The sequence below is a fragment of the Pseudoalteromonas sp. genome (assembly GCF_018402495.1).
In the GTDB taxonomy this organism is placed as follows: Bacteria; Pseudomonadota; Gammaproteobacteria; order Enterobacterales; family Alteromonadaceae; genus Pseudoalteromonas.
Genome location: NZ_JAGYIU010000001.1, coordinates 1,121,408 through 1,141,042, shown reverse-complemented (window position 1 = coordinate 1,141,042; position 19,635 = coordinate 1,121,408). Strand labels below are relative to the sequence as shown.

Sequence of the window (19,635 nt, the reverse complement as noted above, 5' to 3'; positions counted from 1 at the left end):
GCTTGAGCAAAGCCGGGGTTATTAAAGTTTTTCTACTTAAAAGTATGGTTTTTAAGTTTTTTTTATTCACAAGAAAGTAAAAAAGCATGGTTTTTGTTAGTTAACAGTTTTTTAACTTGAATGTTGGTTTATTTAACGGTTTATTGAGTTATGCCATATGTTTTACCTTACATAACAACAAGTGAAGATACTCGCTTATTTTAAGCAACCTCAATCAAACCATGGATAAAACAATGAAAACAAAATTATCTATTATTACACTTGCACTACTACCATGTTTAGCTGCGGCTAAATTGCCTGATGTTAACAGTACAACTCAAAAAGTAACTGCGAGCAGTGACTCGATTATTGTTAAGTATAAAAAGAATGCTTCGCCAGAGGCGCGTAAACAAGCGCGTTCTTTAGTTAATGCAAAAATATCTGATTTAAATAAAGATGAAGTGGATGATAATTTCAGTTCTATACTTTCTGGCCGTCTTGCTAAGTTTAAAGTATCAGGAATGAGTACTAAGGAAGCCATTAAGCGCCTAAAATCTCATCAAGCTATTGAGTATGTAGAGCCTGATTACATAGTGAGTATTGCTGGTGTGCCAGATGACCCTCGTTTTGATGACTTGTGGGGACTGCACAATGAGGGGCAAACAGGTGGAACAGTTGATGCTGATATTGATGCACTTGAAGCATGGGCGATTTCAACGGGTAGTAAAGATGTTGTTGTTGGCGTTATTGATACCGGTGTAGATCACAGTCATAGTGATTTGGCCGCAAATATGTGGATTAACCCAGGTGAAATTCCAGGTAATGGTATTGATGATGACGGCAATGGCTATATAGACGATGTGTATGGTATTAATGCCATTACAGGTAGTGGCGATCCTATGGATGATCAAGGCCATGGTACGCATGTTGCCGGTACTATTGGTGCCGCTGGTAACAACAACACGGGCGTAGTGGGTGTTAACCATGAAACTTCAATTGTTGGCTGTAAGTTTCTTGATGCGCAAGGCAGTGGCTCTACCTCAGATGCAATAACCTGTATTGACTATATGGTTAGTTTAAAAAATGCCGGCGTTAATATTCGCGTATTAAATAACAGCTGGGGCGGTGGTGGTTACAGCCAAGCACTTGCAGATGCAATTACTGCCAGTGAACAAGCTGATATCCTTTTTGTTGCAGCAGCAGGAAATGACGCGGTAGATAACGATCAAAATCCAAGCTATCCAGCAAATTATGAAAATGAAAGTGTAGTGTCTGTAGCAAGTACCGACAGCCGCGATAAAATGTCTGGGTTTTCACAATGGGGTTTAACAACGGTAGACATTGGTGCACCGGGGAGTGCTATTTTATCTACTGTTCCTGGTAATGGTTATGCTACCTATTCAGGGACATCAATGGCCGCACCGCATGTTGCAGGTGCAGCAGCGCTTGTGCTTTCAGTTAATCCAGAGCTATCAACAGGTGAACTTAAGCAACTGTTAATGGATAGCGGTGACGACAATGCAGATCTGCAAGGTAAAACGGTTTCGGGCAAGCGTTTAAACGCAAACCAAGCGTTAGAGCAAGCCGATCCTACACCAGGATTTAAACTTTCAGTAACGCCTGCTTCACAGCAAATAACCGTTGGTGAAACAGCTACGTATACTTTTGAAATTGGCTCTATTGCACAGTGGGAAGGTGACGTAGAACTTACATTAACAAGCCCGCTTGATACAGCATCGCTATCGCAAACAGTGGCTCGTCCTGGGGATGAAGTAACTTTAACAGTAAATACTTTAGAGACAACGGCTTGGGGTAATTATGAGTTTACTGTTAGCGCAGCGTCGGATGAAATGGTAAAAGACCAAACTGTAAGATTAATGCTTCAACCAGCTGGTTTAAATGACTTCACATACAGCAGTGATGAAAGCGTAGCGATACCTGATAACTCGCCTGAAGGTGCAAGCTCTGTAATTAATGTGACTGATGATTTAACTATTTTTGGTACAACTGCAGATGTAAATATTACGCATACTTGGTCAGGTGATTTAGTACTTACGCTTATTTCAGCGCAAGGTACTGAAGTAACGCTACAAAGTAATCAGGGCGGCAGTGAAGATGATATAGTTAAATCATATACTTCAAGTGTATTTAACGCTGAAGTAGCAACAGGTGATTGGACGCTTCACGTTGAAGATACGGCAGGTGCCGATACGGGTACAATTAACGGTTGGTCACTTACATTTAGTGCTATTGGTGAGGTAAGCCCACAACCACCACAAGCTGGTTTTAATGTTGAAACACAAGGTTTAACAGCTACATTTGTGGATACGAGTCGCGATGCCAATGATGATATTACACAGTGGAGCTGGAACTTTGGTGATGGTGCTACATCTACAAACCCAAATCCGACCCATGTATACGCTCAAGCAGGAAGTTATGACGTTGAGTTAACAGTTACAGACAGTGAAAACAACTCAGACACATTCACACAAACAGTGATTGTTAGTGATGTTGAAATTGAATTGAGCTTAAAACGCGCTAATAAGTCACGTCTTGGTACTATGCGTGTAGAGTTAAATTGGGAACAAGTTGGGGCAGAATCACTTAACCTATACCGAAATGGTGAATTAGTAGACACCGTATCGGATAATGGCCGTTACCGTGATTACGTGCGTAAAGCAACATTACCAGCATATGATTATAAGTTATGTGTATCTGAAAACGTATGTTCAAATACCATTACCGTTTCATTCTCTGAATAAAATGTATTTCCCTTAGGTATCCAAAGCTCAGCGTTGCTGGGCTTTTTTATAGATTATCCCTTCTTCATTTATTAGTAATAAATAACTAGTTATTTTTAGTTAGTGGTTATTTTGTATTTATTTTGTTTGTTATTTGTACGTTTTTTCCTTGATATTTACGCTATCCATGTTGGGTTTGTAACTGAAAGGTAAAAATAATGTTTATCAATATCATTAGTGGAGGGGCCAATGAGCTCACGTACAATAATAAAAATTGCCTTTAATCTAGGTGCTTTATCATTAAGTTTTCTTAGTTTAAATGTATTTGCATCTATAGATTGCAGCGCGTTAGAAGAGTGGCAAACAGGGCAGACCCATGTTGCTGGTGATCAGGTGCAAGCCTGTCTCTTATACAGAAGTTTCTATTTTCTTATATTCATGATCTAATAAACAAAAAAAATTAGGTCATGAATATGATAAGCAATGAATCTCTAGAATGAGCGCAACTGATTTTTAGTAAAGCTAAGCTTAACGATCCTCGCCGCACCAAACGCCTTGTAAAGATAGCCGCTTCTTTGGCAAGTAATGCCGGTAAGTCCTTAATGTCATCTTGTCCAGACCCTGCAAGTATTGAAGGTGCATATCGCTTTATCCGTAACGATCATATTTCTGCTGATGATATTGCGCAAGCTGGGTTTGCGCATACTGACACCATCGTTAAAGAGCGACCACTCGTGCTTGCTCTACAAGATACAACAGGGCTGAGCTATAAACATTCAGTATGTGATGAATTAGGTGAGGTCAATTCGGCATCTGATGAAAAGCGCACCTCTAAAGGTCGCACTTTATACGCTCACTCAACACTGATGCTCGATGCAAATGAAGAAAAAGCAATAGGACTTGCATACCAACATTACTGGTATAGAGAGAAGAAACAAACGGGCAAACAAAATACGCTGCAATGCCGTGATAGAGAGCTAAAAGAAAGCTACAAATGGCAAAATAACGTTGAAGAAGTTAAAGAGCGCCTGGGTGATTTAAGTAATGTGATAGACGTATGTGACCGCGAAGCAGACATGTATGAATACATTGATTACCAAATACAAAATGAACACCGCTTTATTGTTAGAGCAAAAGACAATCGGCGTCTTGTAGGTAAACATCAGAAATTAGAAGATATTTTACCGACACTCACTCCCGCAGGTCAGTATAAAATAGATATTCAACAAAGAGGCGGAAGAAAAGCACGAACAGCCCATATAGATGTGAGCTTTACATCGATTAAATTGAAAAAGCCACAAAGAGCAAAAGGTGAAAAAGAAGCCCCGCTGACCCTCGTGGTATGTACAGAACAAAATAACGACAGTAAGAATAAATTACAGTGGTTACTGTATACAACAGAGTCGGTTGCAAATGCAGCAGAAGCAAGAAAAATAGCGCGTTATTACGAGTTAAGGTGGCGGATAGAAGAGTTCCATAAGATTTGGAAAACGGAAGGAACAGAAGTTGAAAAGTTACGCATGCAACACTTAGATAATTTAAAAAAGGCAGCAGTAATAGAGGCATTTATAGCGGTCAGGCTCTTACAATTAAGGGAGCTTGCTCAAAATAGAGAAGAAGCAGAAAGAGTCAGCTGCGAAGTCTATTTAGACACATTGAGTTGGAAGTTACTATTTAAAGCGACAAATCAACAGGCTCCAATGCCAAAAGAAGCCCCATCGTTAAAGTGGGCATATTATGCAATAGCCAAATTGGGAGGTTGGCACGATAGTAAACGAACTGTAATGGTCAACTAATTTAGGAGAGATTCTAAGCGGCATTTTTTAATTCATTATATTTCTGATGCGGTGTCATATAATCAAGCGCTGAATGCCTACGTTTGTAATTATAAAACTGAATGTAATTATCTACTTCACTTATCACTGAATTATGATTTATAAATGAAAGACCATTTAAACGCTCTGTTTTTAAACTTCTAAAAAAACGTTCCATAACAGCATTATCCCAACAATTACCTCGGCGACTCATACTTTGCGTTATAGTCAGTTGTGATAACCGCTCTCTAAACGAGGCCGCTGAATACTGACAGCCTTGATCTGAATGAAACATCAGTTGACTAAGAACCGGCTGTTGGCGCTTAATTGCATTATTTAATGCTGTTTTAGCCAGTTCAGCATTAGGGCTTTTTGATAAAGCATAACCTACTATTTCCTTCGTTGATAAATCTAATACGCAAGCCAAATAACTCCATCCTTGCTGGTTCCTTATGTAAGTAATATCACCGACCCAATGTGTGTTATGTGTATCGGGGTTGAATTGTCGTTTTAAAAGGTTTTGTGCATAGTGATGCTCATCACCTGAATTGGGGTAATAATGTTTTTTCTTCGGCACAATGGCTTGTATATTCAGCTTCTTCATCAGTGCGGCCGTTTTATATACCCCTATTGTGTGGTCACGCGCATTCAGTTCAGCGTGCATTCTACGCCTGCCATACGTATTACCAGAGTCCTCAACTATCGATTCAATTACATCTAAAAGCACCTGCTCTTGCTCATCAGGTTTGACAGGCTCATAGTAATAACTACTCATACTGACCTCTAAAATACGACACAATTCAGTGATAGTGTAATCTACGTTTGCTTTCTTCAATTCTTTTATTACTTTAAGTTTTGATTGTCGCGAATGAAGAAAGCGGTGGCTTTTTTTAATATTTCATTATCCCTTAAAGCCCGCTGTAGCTGCTTCTCTAGCGACTGGATACGTTGCTGCTCAGGTGTGAGTGCTTGAACATTCTCCGGGCTTTTACCATCTAGCTCAGATAAATATTGTTGCTTCCAACGTGATACTGCTGACTTTCCTGCGCCAGAGATTTCTTCAATTTGCTTATTGGTATAGCCTTCTTCTACCATTAATTTGGCATATTCAAGTTTTTGCTGTGCACTGAGTGTAACTTTTGATTTTCTGGTCATGTTGATACCTTTTCGGTTTAGCTTATTTTACGCTATAAACCTCTCCAATTTCATTAGACCATTACAAACAGGGCGTGTTGGCACAAAAGCCATGTGGGATGGCTGGGTGAAGTTGGTATTTTTAGTCGAGTCCTATGCTTTTATGAAGGAACTCGACTTGTGATCAAGAGACAGACCCAGGGGAACGAGCCAGGCGTAACCGATGTATGGTTAGCACTTTAATGTAAAACCTTATTGTTTGATTTTATAAAAAGCAGCTTTCGAGCTGCTTTTTTTATCGCGAACAGCCACTTTGATTGTTCAAAACAAGGCTTTATTACTAATTATTAATCCATTGACATCAGCATACACCCAATCACCGGTGTTAATTGTGGTGTTTAACATATTGACGGGGTGATCTTTGGCACCTAAACCGCGCTTAGTGGTGCAGCGTGGGGTCGCGCCTAGCGCCATTACAGGTAAATCAAGCGTGGCAAGAATTTCAATATCGCGGCAGCAGCCATTAATAACAATACCTTGCCAACCATTTTTGATTGCCCGCTCTGCAATCATATCGCCAATGAAGGCAAAACGCTTACTAGCAAAGCCATCCACAACCAACACTTTGCCCTCACCATTTTCATGTAATATGTTGCCAGCAAACGAGTTATCGTCTGGGCAGGTGACAGTAACAACTTGACCAAAAAATGTGGTTTTATTGCCAAAATGCTGCAGGCCACTGTCTGCTACTTGCACATGGTCGCGATGTTCATCATATAAATCAGGCGTTGTGAATGGTTTCATTAGTGCATCCTTGTTGTTATAAACCTAAATAAAACAGTATTAATGTTAACAATGCTTATCGTAGGCTAATTAAATATCTTCGTGTAGTTTTTATTATGAATTTACGCATAGATTTTAGTCTCAAAGAGCACGTATTAAAGGCGCCTTTCAATACGCTAATTGTGTGTTTGTTAATGAGAAAGCTAGCGATTGCTTAATTTCACTTATTAATGAAGTAAGATTAGCCAAACGTCTCATTGTTGGCTTTTTTTTCATATGCTATGTTCAACTGTTATTTTTAAAAGTGGGGCTGCAAAACTGCGCTCTATAATACAAACACAAAAAGAGAAGCGTGCTTTATGATCATCTTTTTTATTTGCCTTACTATTTTAATATTAGGCTATAAGTTTTATAGCCCGTTTGTTGAAAAGCAAGCGGGCATGGACCCAACTATAGACACACCACAAAAACGCTTTAGCGAAGGTGTTGATTACGTTGCCATTCACCCTGTTCGTGCATTTTTAATTCAATTTTTAAATATTGCAGGCGTAGGCCCTATATTTGGCCCAATACTGGGTGCATTATATGGTCCGGTTGCGCTTGTATGGATTGTGCTAGGCAATGTTTTGGGTGGCGCTGTACATGATTTTTTCTCAGGCGTAATGAGTATAAAAGAAGACGGCAAAAGCTTACCGGAAATAGCTGGGCACTATTACAACGTTGTATTTAAAGGGTTTATGCTTATTTTTACTGCAATGCTACTCTTCTTTGTTGGTGTTGTATTTATTATGAGTCCCGCCGGTTTATTAAGTAACTTGGATGCGTTTGAAGGCACTATTTTTGCCAGTAATACGTTTTGGGTTTTAGCTATTCTAGCGTATTACTTTTTAGCAACTTTATTACCAATAGATAAAATTATCACTCGTTTTTACCCAATTTTTGGCTTATTAATGATTGTAATGACGGTTGCCATTGCTGTATCACTACTAATAAATGCGCCACATTTACCGGTCGCAGGTGATTTTTTAGCGTATTTTGAGGCTGACCATGCTCACGACTTTTTAACTCCTAATCCTGATGGTTTGCCTGTATGGCCGCTTCTATTTATAACGATTACCTGTGGCGCCATTAGTGGTTTTCACTCTACTCAAGCTCCTATTATTGCCCGCTGTTTAACCAACGAAAAATATGTACGCCCAGTTTATTACGGCGCGATGATGTGTGAAGGTATTGTAGGTTGTGTATGGGCACTTGCTGGTATTGCTGCCTTCCCAGAAGGCTATGCAGGGTTAAAGTCTATGCTTGACTTAGGTGGTCCAGGTTTGGTGGTTAATCATATCGCAAACAGTTATTTAGGTGTATTTGGCGGTATTGTGGCAATTATTGCCGTGGCTGTATTCCCAATTACCTCAGGTGATACTGCGTTCCGCTCACTTCGTTTAACCGTGGTTGATGCGTTTAGTATTCCACAAAGTTTGCGTAATCGTTTATTGCTAGCACTACCGATTTTAACCATTGCTTACTTTATGACTAAGCTCGATTTCACTGTTATTTGGCGCTATTTTGCGTTTTCAAATATGTTGTTGTCCACGAGTGTGTTATGGCTTGCGACTAAGTATTTATTTGACCGTGGAACATTCCACTGGATTGCCAGTGTACCTGCAGTCATTGCTTCAGCAGTGACCTTGTCATACATAATGACAGCAGCAATTGGCTTAAATTTATCAAGTGATTTAGGTAAACCGATTGGCATAGTGGTCGCGGTTGTAGGCTTTATTTTATTAGCTTTTGTACATTCAAAACATAAAGTGCGAGTGGCTTAATAAATCGTAATCTTAAAAAATGTAAAAGCGAGCTTAACGAAGGCTCGCTTTTTTATGCTTGATCAAGTTGTCATTTAGTTAAAAGATATATTAACTTTTTAATCACCAACTACTCAGGCAAACTATTAGCCGCTAAAAAGTAGCTTGCTCAAAGTAGTGAATATCATCAAGGGTGTTGCTGATCATCATTGCGCCCTCTAATAAACTCACTGTTTGTATTGCGGCACGTTCAGGATCCGGCTCGCCATTTATTTTATGTGCTTGCGTTAACCAAGCTAAGTTTTTAATGAAAAAGCGTTTTACTTCATCACGTACTTTATCAGGCAAACTGTCGCTTTCTGCCCCAAGTAAGCCACACAAACACATTTTTTTATCAATAACTAATGCGTTTTTAAACAACTGAGTGTAAATATCAAGCGGGTTTTTACCGTTTGCTTTGTGTGCCTGCGGTTCACCAAGCATAGCGATAAAATTATCCGTGTATTGATGTGCAAGCTCGGCACCTAAATCGGCTTTGGTTGGAAAATGGTAATGTACACTCGCACTTTTAATCCCAATTTCGTTGGCTAATTCTCTAAAGCTAAAATTGCTATAACCTCCGAGTCTAACCTTGTTTTCTGCCGCTTTTAAAAGAGCTGCTTTTTTTGTCATTTTAAAACTTCCTTCATATTGCTGTAAAAAATTATCAACCAGTAGGTAGTTATTTTCAAGCTCTTTTATTTTTAGTTTGCAAAGGTCGAAAACTTAATATAAATTACCTATCAGTAGGTAGGTGATTTATTCTTGCCAGTATTAGTTCAAACTGTGATTAAAAATATAAAGAGATAATTATGAAAATTTATGATGTAGAAAACTTTCCTAATCCATTACGTGTACGTATTGCGCTTGCTGAAAAAAAGGCGACTGATAAAGTAGAGTTTGTTGCTGTCGATTTATTAAATGGTGAGCACCGTACTGAGGCGTTTTTAGCTAAAAACCCTTTAGCAGGCGTACCTGTTTTAGAGCTAGATGATGGAACGTTCATAGCAGAATGCACCGCGATTACTGAATATATTGATACCGCTTTTGCTGGCCCTTCATTAATAGGTGTTGAGCCAAAAGAACGCGCGGTGATTAATATGATGCAAAAGCGTGCGGAGTCAATGGTACTTGATGCTGTCGCCACTTACTTTCATCATGCAACGGATGGGTTAGGCCCAGCGCTTGAAACCTATCAAAATGTTGCTTGGGGAGAAAAGCAAGGTGAAAAAGCGCGCCAAGGCTTTGTTTATTTTAATACAGTGTTAGCCAACTCTGCTTATGTTGCTGGTGAGAATTTCAGTGTTGCAGATATTACTTTGTACGCCGGTCTGGTGTTTGCAGGCTTTGCAAAAATAGCTATTCCTAGTGAGCTATCACATTTAATAGCATGGCAACAAAAGGTCGCTCAACGTCCAAGTATTGCAGCTTAGTTATCAATTTATAATGTGGATCCAATGATGAAAATAGCAGCTGATTTTACTAAACGAGTTGTTGTACATAGCGAATCGTTAGAATGGATAGCCTCACCGATGGCTGGTGTTGATAGGCGTCCACTTGATAGAGTGGGCGATGAGGTTGCACGCGCAACCAGCATTGTACGTTATGCGCCAAACAGCCATTTTTCTGCCCATACACATACCGGCGGTGAGGAATTTATTGTGCTTGAAGGTGTTTTTCAAGATGAACATGGTGATTTCCCCAAGGGCGCTTATATTCGTAATCCGCCTGAGTCAAAACATACACCAGGATCTGAAAAGGGGTGCGTTATATTTGTGAAATTATGGCAGTTTCAGCCAGAGGACACAGAGCATGTTCGCTTGCAAACTAACACCCTGCGCGGTGTTCCTCACCCTGAGTTTAGTAATGTAAATGTAGCTCCTCTTTATAAAGACGCCTTTGAAGAGGTGAGTATTTTAGCATTTGCACCTAACAGTGAAATATCGTTAAACGCCTCAGGTGGGGGCGAGCTTTTAGTACTTGAAGGCTCGCTTGAAGAGCAGGGCGATACATTAGTACAGCACAGCTGGTTAAGAGTGCCGCTTAACAGCGAAATTAAAGCAACAGCGGGCAGTGAAGGAGCCAGAGTTTGGCTTAAAATCGGTCATTTAACAGATGTTGAAAACCAAATAGCACGGCTTAAAAATACATAATTAAGCACTTAATTAAAATGGGCACAATAAAAGTGATGTGCCTGTTTTTTGATCTACTTCACTATTGGTTAATAAGCTATCACCTATACTCAATGCTCATTTTATTGCGGAGTTTAGGTTATGGTAAATTTAACGCACGGCTTATCTATTGGTATTGAGCGCTCTGGTTGCGAGTTTTTTTTGACCTTAAAAGCCATAGGCACACTCACTCACAAAGATTATGAAGTGATCACGCCGATGATAGACTCTGCGCTTGGCGAAGTTAAACATCCTATTGTTAATGTACTTATAGATGGTACTGAGCTTGATGGCTGGGAACTTAGAGCCGCATGGGATGATTTAAAACTTGGTTTAAAACACAACAAAGAATTTAAAAAAATAGCTATTTACGGCAATAAAGATTGGCAATCAACCATTGCAAAGCTGAGTAATTGGTTTTTGTCGGGTGAAATACAATATTTTGAGAATGCCACTGCCGCCATTGAGTGGTTAAAAAGTAACGATGAATAAGCAGATGCTTAAATAAAGGCCGTAATCGGCCTTTATTTTTAAAGGGTGTTTGCTTAAGTTACGTCTTGAAGGGTGGGTAATGCTGGAAAAGCCCCCTTGGCTAAGCAGGCTTTAGAGCCACAGCGCAAACCAAAACTTAAAGCGTGTTTTACTAGCTGTTCATTATTAATTTTCCCGTTCAGCGGGGTATTTTCATCGGTGTGATTTAAATAATATAACACGCCGGCAATAAAGGCATCACCGGCACTGGTAGTATCCACCGCATTAATGATTGGCGCCGATTCACTTAATATAAACGCCTTGTGGTATACAGTGGCAGGGGCTGGGCCATCGGTTAAAAATACCAATTTAACACCTGTATTTAAAATAGCTTGTAAGTAATCATCGGGTGCTTGCTGTGTTTGCTCAGCTAAAAAATTCAGCTCATCACGCGATAGCTTAACAATGTCGCAATAGGCATAACACGCATGTACATTTTGCTCAATGTCATTGCTATTTTGCCACAAGCTATAGCGTAAATTTACATCAAAGCTAACGAGTTTATGGTTGTTTTTAGCCAGCTTTAAAGCACACACGGTGGTGTTTGCAATGGCTAAATTAGTTAACGTGTTGGAACAAAAGTGTAGGGTACTCAATTCATCCCATTTGATATGGTTTAAATGCTCACTCGTTAACAGTAAATCGGCGGTATTGTGGCGATAAAAATTAAAACTGCGTTCACCGGTTTCATCCAAACTGACAATAACCACGGCCGTTTGAGAGTCTTTAATCGTAAATAAGTACTCTGTACTTACCTTATATTGCGCAAGCGATTTACTTAATTGTTTAGCAAAGTAGTCATCACCCATACCGCCACAAAAAGCAGCCTTGCCGCCTAACTTTGCATAACCTACCGCTACATTGGCAGGGGCACCACCTGCAATGGGCAAATAAGCACTGTTTTGAGAGTCTTGTGGCAGCATATCAATAAGTAGCTCGCCGAGGCTAAGTAATTTGGTCATAGTGTAAATCCTAAAAAACCCAGCAGAGCTAGGTCAAAATTCAAGGGAGAATTATTAAAATTAATTAAAGTTAGTGTAACAATCGCTGAAAAACATAGCTTCAGCGCTTGTTACACTAAAGATGGTTAGTTAAACGCGTATTTAAGCGTTATGGATGTTGTGCGGCCATTAATAGTACGGGCGCGAATAATGTTGTTATCTGGAATTGAGCCTTCTTCAGCTTCTGTAATACCTACCGTATCGAATAAGTTATTTACATTAAGTGCAATATTAAGGTTTTCAGATAAATCGTAACTTACAAAGCCATTTACTTGAGTGTAGCCGTCAAATTTAAGGTCGTTATTGTCTTGAGCGTAAGCATCAGTAGTACCAATAAAGTTGACACCGGCGGCACCTTTGTCAAAGCTATAACGAGCCATTAAAGAGTAGATCAAATCAGCTTGGCGACGTGGTGTATTACCGACCACTTCAGGCATAAGTGCATCTTTAGCAATTTCTGCATCGGTCCATGTTAAGTTACCACGAAAATCCCATGCATCGATGAAGTAAGTTGATTCAATTTCAATCCCTTTTGCTTCGTACTCACGGTCAAAAAAGGTTTGCGATGTTGCTTCAAAGTTTTGCTCTTCTGTTTGTGCATAAAACGCTGTTGCAAAAACTGATAGTGAATCAAAACGTTTTTTAACCCCAAATTCATACTGGTTTACTTCATCAACGGCGTCTTCATCAGCAACCGAACCGTCAGCGCGTACTTTACCAAATAAAAGTCGGTCAGCATTTGCACGGCCACCTTTACTTAAGCGTGCAAATGTCGCAAGGCTTGAATCTATTTGGTAGTTAGCCCCAATTGAATAAGATGTGTAGTTCCAGTCGTAGTTAACTGGGCTAGCATTTGCGGTATCAATGCCTGCTACATTTTGTTCAGGGACTGAAATCACGCCATCGCGATTCATATCGACCGTTGAGGTAACGGCACCTGCATAGTTGCCGCGTGCTTCACCACTATCGTAACGAGCACTGGCGTCAATACTTACATCACCCAATTTTGTTGAAAATGAAACGTACGGGGCGCGGGTATCGTATTCTGTATCGTAATCACGCTGACAACAGTTACCCCAAAAAGGTGTGCCGTATGCATATAAACCATTTTCAGAAAACTCTGTACCATCGGCAGCTGTTACATTTAGTAGCGCCGCATTATCGCCCTTAAGTTCCATTAGGTAAGAGTTCCATAACCATGACATAGCAATATTTTGCGTTGAAGCATAGTAACCAAACGTAACGCTTGTATCATCGCTTAGTGATTTAGTTAGTTTGAAGTCGTTCACAATAGAGTCAAAGTCGTTCATTGTGACGTCAAACGTATGAATACGCATGGCTAAATCGTCGTTAAATGCAGCCCCCGTATTTGCATTACTGAGCGTTGCACCTGCGCCGCCAATACTCTGTGCAATAGCAGTCGCGCTGCCTACTTCAGCAGGAATAAGTGAATTAAAGTTACCGCTAACAGAGGACTTACGAAAACGGTTTTCAATACGCCAATCGTTGTCTAAGTCAAATACGGCTTCAAAGCCAATTGAGTCAACTTTAGGGTTCATACCATCGCGAATATCGCCGCTACTAATTTGATTTTCGCCATTTAAACGCACTGTTTTAGTAAATAATGCCGAATGCGGGGTGTCTGATTGTGCGTCAAACCCTGGGATTGAGTCACCATTTGCATACATTGGCATAGGTAAGTAACCTACGCTTTTGTCATCTAAATGTTTGTAATAAAGACGTACGTAACCGTTTTCAAAGTCTTTAGTAAGATTGGCTTTAATTTGCCCACCTTTATTTGATGTGTAACCTGTTTCACGCGGGCCTTCACCTTGGCGCACAAAACCACCGACATGAAAACGTACGCTATCACTGAGGTAAGTGCCGTATTCAAAATCTGTACGAATAGTGTCGTAATCAAGGCCTAGTGTTGTAGAGACACTGCCTGATTCGCTTTCACCATTTTTAGAAATAAAGTTAATTATGCCACCCGGTGCATTACTTGCTGCCGTCGAGGCCGAACCACCACGAATTGATTCGATAGTTTGTACGGTATTATCTAAGCGCATAAATATATCGGCGTTACCAAAAGCAATATCACCGTATTGCATAACGGGTAAACCGTCTTCTTGTAATTGTAAAAACTTAGCACCACCAGAGGCCACAGGTAAGCCGCGTACAGCAATGTTTGCGTTACCTTCACCGCCAGTTGATTCTGCGCGCACGCCCGGAATAATTCTAAATGCTTCAGCAGTTGAACGCGGTGTAGATACTTCAACTTGAGCAAGCGATAAACTGCTCACTGATGAGCTTGATGCCATAATGGTTGTACGACGTGGTACACCGGTTACAACGATAGTCTCAAGACCTTTGTTAGCTTGAGTTTGCGTGTTTTGCTCTTCTTGTTGTGCATAAACGCCTTGGCTTACAGCCAGTGCTAAAGCACTCATTAAATATAAAGGTGTGTTGTGTGTTGTCATGTGAACGCCTCGTTGTGTGAGCCCGAAGGGGTTTGTTATTTTTACTTAATCGATTAAGTAAAAATAACAAATATTTTACAATAAGCAAATAATTTTATTATTTATTTGCTGTTTTTTTACTCATCTATTGATTTATATAGTGTTTTTATAATACTAATTTTGTCTATTTACTCAGTTATTAGGTTGCTCTCTTGTAAAGCGCTGGCTGATGGATCACGAAAATAGTTAAAAAGCATCGCTAAAAATAAAATAATGGCAAAGCCGGTTGCAAGGTAAAAACCATAACGTACATGGCCAAAGTAATCACTGATCATCCCCATAAATAAAGGGGCTAATGCGGCTGAAAGTGCAGTGAAAAATAATATAACCCCAGCAACAGCGCCATGTTGTTGCACCGGAAAACATGATATTCCTTTGGAGTTTAAGGTCGGGTAAACCATCGACATGAATAACCCTGAAAGCGGCAATAAACCCACAGCCCAATCAACGCCACCGACTAAAGTACCCACGTAACATAGTGCAATACCTAAACTTAAGTAAGCCATAACACCTTGCCAGCTATAACGGTTTAATAACCACACAGCAATAAAGCGCCCTGCGGCACGCAGTATAAAAAATATGGTGAGTGCATAGGTTGCCAAAAGGGGCCAAGAGCCCGTGTAGTCTTTTAGCAGCGTTGGCATCCATACATAAATGGCAACCTCGGTCGCAACATAAAGGGCAATGGCGAGCGAAAAGCCAAGCGCGTAGGGGTTTTTAATCATTTTCATGGTGGTGGCAAGTGACGCGGGTTTTTCAGTGTTTTTAACAACGCTTGGGTACTCTGCTCGCCATGCTAAAAACGCTAGTATTAAACACATTATCCCAGCAATCACATATAAATAAGTCCAACTTACATTTTGTACCAGTAATACACCAACAAGCGCAGGCCCAACAATAGCCCCAATACCAAAAAAGCCCTCTACTTTGTTCATGGTTTTAGTGTGCTCTGCGTTGCTATAAGAAATATCGCCTAATAAAGCTAAAGCACCGGTTTTAAATAAGCCAATAGCCAAGCCAATACAGCAAAGTAAAAAAACAAAAAATATGAAGCTGCTGGTAATGGCAAACAAAAAACTACTTGCGGAAAATATTAAAAGGCCCAGCATAATCGTTTTTTTACGTCCAAGGCTATCGGCTAAAAAGCCTAAAAATAATCCGCTAAAGGCAATCATAGCCATGGGTGCATAGTGAAATGCACTGGCTTGAGTCATGCTTAAACCAAACTCAGTGATGAGTTCAGGAATGATCATACCGACTGCATCTGAGGTCATGGCAAACATAAAAAACATCATGTATGTGAGCCAGCGAATTTGCTGCAACGGATCGCTGCTTGCGTGTGTGTGTGATTTTGTCATGTGCTTTTCCTCGTTAAATGCGTGCTTAACACCCAGTAAGTCAGTTAGTTACTGATTATAGTATTAATGTCGTCACGATATTTGTATGTAAAATTTATAAAAATAACTTGTAAATTTGTACGTGCTAGTTAAAGATATATCTTAATCGATTAAGTTTCAACATGGTAATCACACAATGATGAAGAATAAAGTTCAATTGATCACATACGCTGATCGAATTACTGGCCAAGATATAAATGCACTTACCACTCTTTTACATGGCCCATTAGAGGGCGTTTTTGGTGGTGTGCACTTGTTGCCATTTTATAACCCAATTGATGGCAGCGATGCAGGCTTTGACCCGATTGATCATAGTGAAGTTGATTCTCGAATCGGTACTTGGGACGATATACAGGCACTCGGTAAAGACCATGATTTAATGGCTGATCTCATAGTTAACCATGTGTCGGCGCAATCGTTTCAATTTCAAGATGTGCTTGCCAAAGGCAAAGCGTCTGAATTTTGGGATTTATTTTTAACCAAAGAAGACGTGTTCCCCAATGGCATGAGCGAGGCCGAGCAGCAAGCTATTTACCGTCCACGCCCAGGCAGTTGTTTTACGCCAATGACATGCGGTGATGGTCAAACGTATGATTTTTGGACCACCTTTACCGACAATCAAATTGATATAAACGTAAAAGTAGAAGCGGGAATTGCGTATTTAAATAACGTGCTTACTAAGTTCTCTGCTAACAACGTTAATATTATTCGTTTAGATGCAGCGGGTTATGCCATTAAGCAGGCGGGTACTAATTGTTTTATGCTAGATGAAACCTTTGGCTACTTAGATAACTTATCAAAGCAAGCCAATGAGTTAGGTATGGAAACTATTGCAGAAATTCATAGCCATTATCAAACACAAGTAGATGTAGCTAAGCGCGTTAATATGGTTTACGACTTTGCATTGCCGCCACTTATCTTACATAGCTTGTTTAATAACAATGTGGATGCATTACTTACATGGCTAAAAATATCGCCGCGTAATTGTTTAACGGTACTTGATACCCATGATGGCATAGGCATTATTGATGCAGGCCCAATGGGTGACAAACCAGGCTTATTAAATGCAGAGCAAATTGATAACCTAGTAGAAACCATGCATGCAAATAGTAACAATCAAAGCCGCCAAGCAACAGGCGCTGCGGCCAGTAATGTCGACTTATATCAGGTAAACTGTACTTATTACAATGCATTAGGCGCTAATGATTTTGACTATTTACTGTCGCGAGCAATTCAATTTTTTGCGCCCGGTGTACCGCAAGTTTATTACGGCGGCTTATTTGCCTGTGAAAACGATATGGAACTGTTAGCAAAAACCAATGTTGGACGTGATATAAATCGTCCATATTTGAACGCGGATAAAATAGATCAAGCCCTTAATAAACCGGTAGTAAAAGGGCTAATAGAGCTAATTAAAATTCGTAACGAACACCCTGCATTCGCGGGTGAATTTTCGGCTCAAGGCGGCGCAAGTGTTTGCTGTTTAGCATGGCAATTAGCTGATGAGTCAATTTCATTATCAATCGACTTTGAACTGCGCCAAGTGACGATTACCCAAATTAAAGGTGAGCAAGAAACTAGCGTTAATTTAAACACGTTTTTAGCTCATTAAGCTCAACAAAGCGTAAAGTGAAAATGCCACGTTAAGTGGCATTTTTTATTAACTACTGGCGCCAATTTCTAGCTGGTAACCTATTTCATATTGTTTTTCTTCTTTAGAAATAAATAAGTCAGCAGCAATAACGCCCTTTTCTTGGCTATTTTGATGAATGGTAGTGAGACGAGGTACAAAACGAGCGGCTTCTTCTATACCATCAAACCCGACAATCCGTAGTTCGTGTGGTATTTTTACTCCCTGCTTAATCGCTTCTCGCATGGTGGCAAGGGCAATTAAATCACTCATACATATAATCACATTAGGACGTGGGGAGGCTGTTAATACTTCTTTTGCGGCAATACTTGCAAAGCGTTCACTGCTTTCTGGAATATTCCAAATGCGGTCGTCGGCAACCGTTATATTAGCCTCACTTAAGGCGCGTTGATAACCACGCAAACGTTGATGCGAAATAGATTGGCCAGTTTCAAATTCGTGATGCTCGTATACTCGACACAATACATTTTCATCAAGTAATCTTAAACCTAATATAGCCACTTTATCATCTTGATTATGCAAAACATGTTTGGCTATTTCATAACTGGCTTGCTCGTTATTAACATTAATTGAGGCGTTACGAGCAATGTCAAAATCAACTGTCACCACATGTTTAGAGACTGTTTTTAGTTGCTCTACTAGTGCTTTATTGCGCGGGCGACCATAACAAATAAAACCATCGACAAAATCAACAACGCTGTTGAGGTTGTCACTACTGCCTGAAAACAATAAAACATTAATATTGTTTTTTTCAAGTACCGAAGTTACTCCGCGCATAAAACTGCTCGCAACAGGGTCTGATACCATGTATTCCACGCTATCAGGAAGGACTAATGCAACAATATTAAACGTGCCACTTCGCAAAGACTGCGCCGCTTTATTTGGGCCATAATAACCAAGCTCTTTGCAAGCACTTAAAATAGCTTCGCGGCGTTTAGCAGAGAGCTGATCAGGGCGGTTAAACGCATTAGATACGGTAGCGTTAGACACGCTTAACTCTTTAGCAATACTTTTTAATGTCCAGCGGGTGGGTTTACTCATTCGTGACTCGTTACAACTTATCAAAGTATTAATAAATTAACATATTGAAATACTTAGCATAGTAAAAAATATCTATTTGGCGCTAATGTTGGCATTGTTTTGGCGTTATACCAAAGGTTTGCTTAAATAAGCGGCTAAAATGACTGGTATTGTTAAAGCCTAAATCGAAGCATACCTTGCTTATAGGGTGGCCTTGCAATAATAAAGTGCGTGCTTTTTTCAACCTAAGTTGTTGTTGCCAAAGTGCAGGGCTAGTACCAAAAGCAAGTTTAAATTGCTGATAAAACTTACTGCGGCTCATACAGGTTATTTTGCATAATGCGTCTATGTCAAGGGGGTCATTTACATGTTCTTCAATATAGTGCAGTGCATCACTCACATTACTTTTTAGGCGTAGTGTGTTGCAATTTGCCAATAATAAATCACGGCTTTGTTGTTGTAGCAAGCGCGTGATCAATTCGTTTAATGCTAAATCAATTAAGTAGTGTCGCTCAGCGCCTTGCTCGCTAAATAAATGCACCATGCGCTCTAATAACTGCTGCGTTTGCGTATTATGTTGGGTATGCACTAAGTTGGGTGCGTATTCAAACAAGGCATCGTTTGCAAAATTTTGCTGCATATTAAGCGCATTAGCCACATTGGTTATTTTATCGGTGCTTATTTCAATGGCTAAACAGGTGGTGGGGGCGCTTATGGATGCGTTTGGAAAATCAATTAACACCCCTTGCTTAGGGGCAAGTACAAAGGATTCGTGCGGTAAAAATGCTTTGTGGTACTGGCTGCTCTCAACATGCATTACCTTTTTACCGCTAAGCATGGCACAAAACAGCAATTCGTTAGAGTGCAATGCTACTTTTTGCGCACTTTTATAGGTGTCGTAAATACTTAGCTCGGAGTTATCGGCAGCAAAACTCACTTTGTTTTCAATCAGTACATCAAGTTGTTGGCGTTTTTTATTTAACTGAGATGTGTGCATGTTCAGCCTTTTTTAATCGTTATTGTGGGTTTTTAATCTGGACTCACAGACAACTT

Annotated in this window: 16 protein-coding genes; 8 read left to right on the top strand and 8 right to left on the bottom strand. The window is 40.0% G+C overall.

Annotated features, from left to right (window positions below):
* Positions 1-233 precede the first annotated feature (233 nt).
* The 3 genes from KG708_RS05180 (at position 234) to KG708_RS05170 (ending at position 4,516) form a co-directional block, all read left to right on the top strand.
* Entirely contained in the window at positions 234-2,741 is a 2,508-nt protein-coding gene (locus KG708_RS05180; protein WP_213608398.1) for a S8 family serine peptidase, read from the top strand.
* Between the two features lie 228 nt (positions 2,742-2,969).
* On the top strand, positions 2,970-3,167 hold the full coding sequence (locus KG708_RS05175) for a hypothetical protein (RefSeq protein ID WP_213608397.1): 198 nt from the start codon (positions 2,970-2,972) through the stop codon (positions 3,165-3,167).
* A 59-nt stretch (positions 3,168-3,226) separates the two neighbouring features.
* Positions 3,227-4,516, top strand: coding sequence for an IS4 family transposase (locus tag KG708_RS05170; RefSeq protein ID WP_301003317.1), 1,290 nt, complete (start codon positions 3,227-3,229; stop codon positions 4,514-4,516).
* Between the two features lie 13 nt (positions 4,517-4,529).
* Here the strand turns inward: KG708_RS05170 and KG708_RS05165 are convergent.
* Together KG708_RS05165 and KG708_RS05160 are read right to left on the bottom strand one after the other, a co-directional pair.
* Positions 4,530-5,689, bottom strand: a protein-coding gene (locus tag KG708_RS05165; protein WP_213607733.1) for an IS3 family transposase whose coding sequence is annotated in 2 segments (ribosomal slippage) — positions 4,530-5,416 and positions 5,416-5,689 — 1,161 coding nt in all. Because the reading frame shifts where the segments join, the coding sequence is not laid out codon by codon here.
* A gap of 300 nt (positions 5,690-5,989) precedes the next feature.
* Entirely contained in the window at positions 5,990-6,472 is a 483-nt protein-coding gene (locus KG708_RS05160; protein WP_213608395.1) for a putative 4-hydroxy-4-methyl-2-oxoglutarate aldolase, read from the bottom strand.
* A 338-nt stretch (positions 6,473-6,810) separates the two neighbouring features.
* Here KG708_RS05160 and KG708_RS05155 point away from each other — a divergent pair, with 338 nt between their 5' ends.
* Positions 6,811-8,274: a carbon starvation CstA family protein gene (locus tag KG708_RS05155; protein WP_213608394.1), complete on the top strand. Its 1,464-nt coding sequence runs from the start codon at positions 6,811-6,813 to the stop codon at positions 8,272-8,274.
* Between the two features lie 132 nt (positions 8,275-8,406).
* On the opposite strand, the gene KG708_RS05150 is transcribed toward KG708_RS05155, so the two are convergent.
* Entirely contained in the window at positions 8,407-8,925 is a 519-nt protein-coding gene (locus tag KG708_RS05150; protein WP_213608393.1) for a TetR/AcrR family transcriptional regulator, read from the bottom strand.
* A 179-nt stretch (positions 8,926-9,104) separates the two neighbouring features.
* On the opposite strand from KG708_RS05150, the gene KG708_RS05145 reads away from it, so the two are divergent.
* From KG708_RS05145 to KG708_RS05135, 3 genes are all read left to right on the top strand, one after another.
* Positions 9,105-9,725, top strand: coding sequence for a glutathione S-transferase (locus tag KG708_RS05145; RefSeq protein ID WP_213608392.1), 621 nt, complete (start codon positions 9,105-9,107; stop codon positions 9,723-9,725).
* Between the two features lie 27 nt (positions 9,726-9,752).
* A complete protein-coding gene (locus KG708_RS05140) occupies positions 9,753-10,445 on the top strand; it encodes a cupin domain-containing protein (protein ID WP_213608480.1) in 693 nt (230 codons plus the stop codon).
* Between the two features lie 120 nt (positions 10,446-10,565).
* Complete coding sequence (locus tag KG708_RS05135; RefSeq protein ID WP_213608391.1) at positions 10,566-10,955, top strand: STAS/SEC14 domain-containing protein; 390 nt, start codon at positions 10,566-10,568, stop codon at positions 10,953-10,955.
* 53 nt (positions 10,956-11,008) lie between these two features.
* On the opposite strand, the gene KG708_RS05130 is transcribed toward KG708_RS05135, so the two are convergent.
* The 3 genes from KG708_RS05130 to KG708_RS05120 form a co-directional block, all read right to left on the bottom strand.
* Complete coding sequence (locus tag KG708_RS05130; RefSeq protein WP_213608390.1) at positions 11,009-11,956, bottom strand: carbohydrate kinase; 948 nt, start codon at positions 11,954-11,956, stop codon at positions 11,009-11,011.
* Between the two features lie 125 nt (positions 11,957-12,081).
* Positions 12,082-14,475: a TonB-dependent receptor gene (locus KG708_RS05125; RefSeq protein ID WP_213608389.1), complete on the bottom strand. Its 2,394-nt coding sequence runs from the start codon at positions 14,473-14,475 to the stop codon at positions 12,082-12,084.
* A 167-nt stretch (positions 14,476-14,642) separates the two neighbouring features.
* Positions 14,643-15,872 carry an MFS transporter gene (locus tag KG708_RS05120; RefSeq protein ID WP_213608388.1) on the bottom strand — a complete coding sequence of 410 codons (1,230 nt, stop codon included), beginning with the start codon at positions 15,870-15,872 and terminating at the stop codon, positions 14,643-14,645.
* Between the two features lie 175 nt (positions 15,873-16,047).
* Here KG708_RS05120 and gtfA point away from each other — a divergent pair, with 175 nt between their 5' ends.
* Positions 16,048-17,523, top strand: a complete 1,476-nt coding sequence (gene gtfA, locus KG708_RS05115) for a sucrose phosphorylase (RefSeq protein WP_213608387.1) — start codon at positions 16,048-16,050, stop codon at positions 17,521-17,523.
* A gap of 48 nt (positions 17,524-17,571) precedes the next feature.
* On the opposite strand, the gene KG708_RS05110 is transcribed toward gtfA, so the two are convergent.
* Positions 17,572-18,603, bottom strand: a complete 1,032-nt coding sequence (locus KG708_RS05110) for a LacI family DNA-binding transcriptional regulator (protein WP_213608386.1) — start codon at positions 18,601-18,603, stop codon at positions 17,572-17,574.
* 82 nt (positions 18,604-18,685) lie between these two features.
* Positions 18,686-19,579 carry an AraC family transcriptional regulator gene (locus tag KG708_RS05105; protein WP_213608385.1) on the bottom strand — a complete coding sequence of 298 codons (894 nt, stop codon included), beginning with the start codon at positions 19,577-19,579 and terminating at the stop codon, positions 18,686-18,688.
* Positions 19,580-19,635 lie beyond the last annotated feature (56 nt).

Coding starts and splice junctions, on each gene's coding strand:
- KG708_RS05120 (WP_213608388.1), bottom strand. CDS start 15,872: ATGACAAAATCACACACACACGCAAGCAGCGATCCGTTGCAGCAAATT.
- gtfA (WP_213608387.1), top strand. CDS start 16,048: ATGATGAAGAATAAAGTTCAATTGATCACATACGCTGATCGAATTACT.
- KG708_RS05125 (WP_213608389.1), bottom strand. CDS start 14,475: ATGACAACACACAACACACCTTTATATTTAATGAGTGCTTTAGCACTG.
- KG708_RS05130 (WP_213608390.1), bottom strand. CDS start 11,956: ATGACCAAATTACTTAGCCTCGGCGAGCTACTTATTGATATGCTGCCA.
- KG708_RS05135 (WP_213608391.1), top strand. CDS start 10,566: ATGGTAAATTTAACGCACGGCTTATCTATTGGTATTGAGCGCTCTGGT.
- KG708_RS05180 (WP_213608398.1), top strand. CDS start 234: ATGAAAACAAAATTATCTATTATTACACTTGCACTACTACCATGTTTA.
- KG708_RS05140 (WP_213608480.1), top strand. CDS start 9,753: ATGAAAATAGCAGCTGATTTTACTAAACGAGTTGTTGTACATAGCGAA.
- KG708_RS05150 (WP_213608393.1), bottom strand. CDS start 8,925: ATGACAAAAAAAGCAGCTCTTTTAAAAGCGGCAGAAAACAAGGTTAGA.
- KG708_RS05110 (WP_213608386.1), bottom strand. CDS start 18,603: ATGAGTAAACCCACCCGCTGGACATTAAAAAGTATTGCTAAAGAGTTA.
- KG708_RS05160 (WP_213608395.1), bottom strand. CDS start 6,472: ATGAAACCATTCACAACGCCTGATTTATATGATGAACATCGCGACCAT.
- KG708_RS05155 (WP_213608394.1), top strand. CDS start 6,811: ATGATCATCTTTTTTATTTGCCTTACTATTTTAATATTAGGCTATAAG.
- KG708_RS05145 (WP_213608392.1), top strand. CDS start 9,105: ATGAAAATTTATGATGTAGAAAACTTTCCTAATCCATTACGTGTACGT.
- KG708_RS05105 (WP_213608385.1), bottom strand. CDS start 19,579: ATGCACACATCTCAGTTAAATAAAAAACGCCAACAACTTGATGTACTG.
- KG708_RS05175 (WP_213608397.1), top strand. CDS start 2,970: ATGAGCTCACGTACAATAATAAAAATTGCCTTTAATCTAGGTGCTTTA.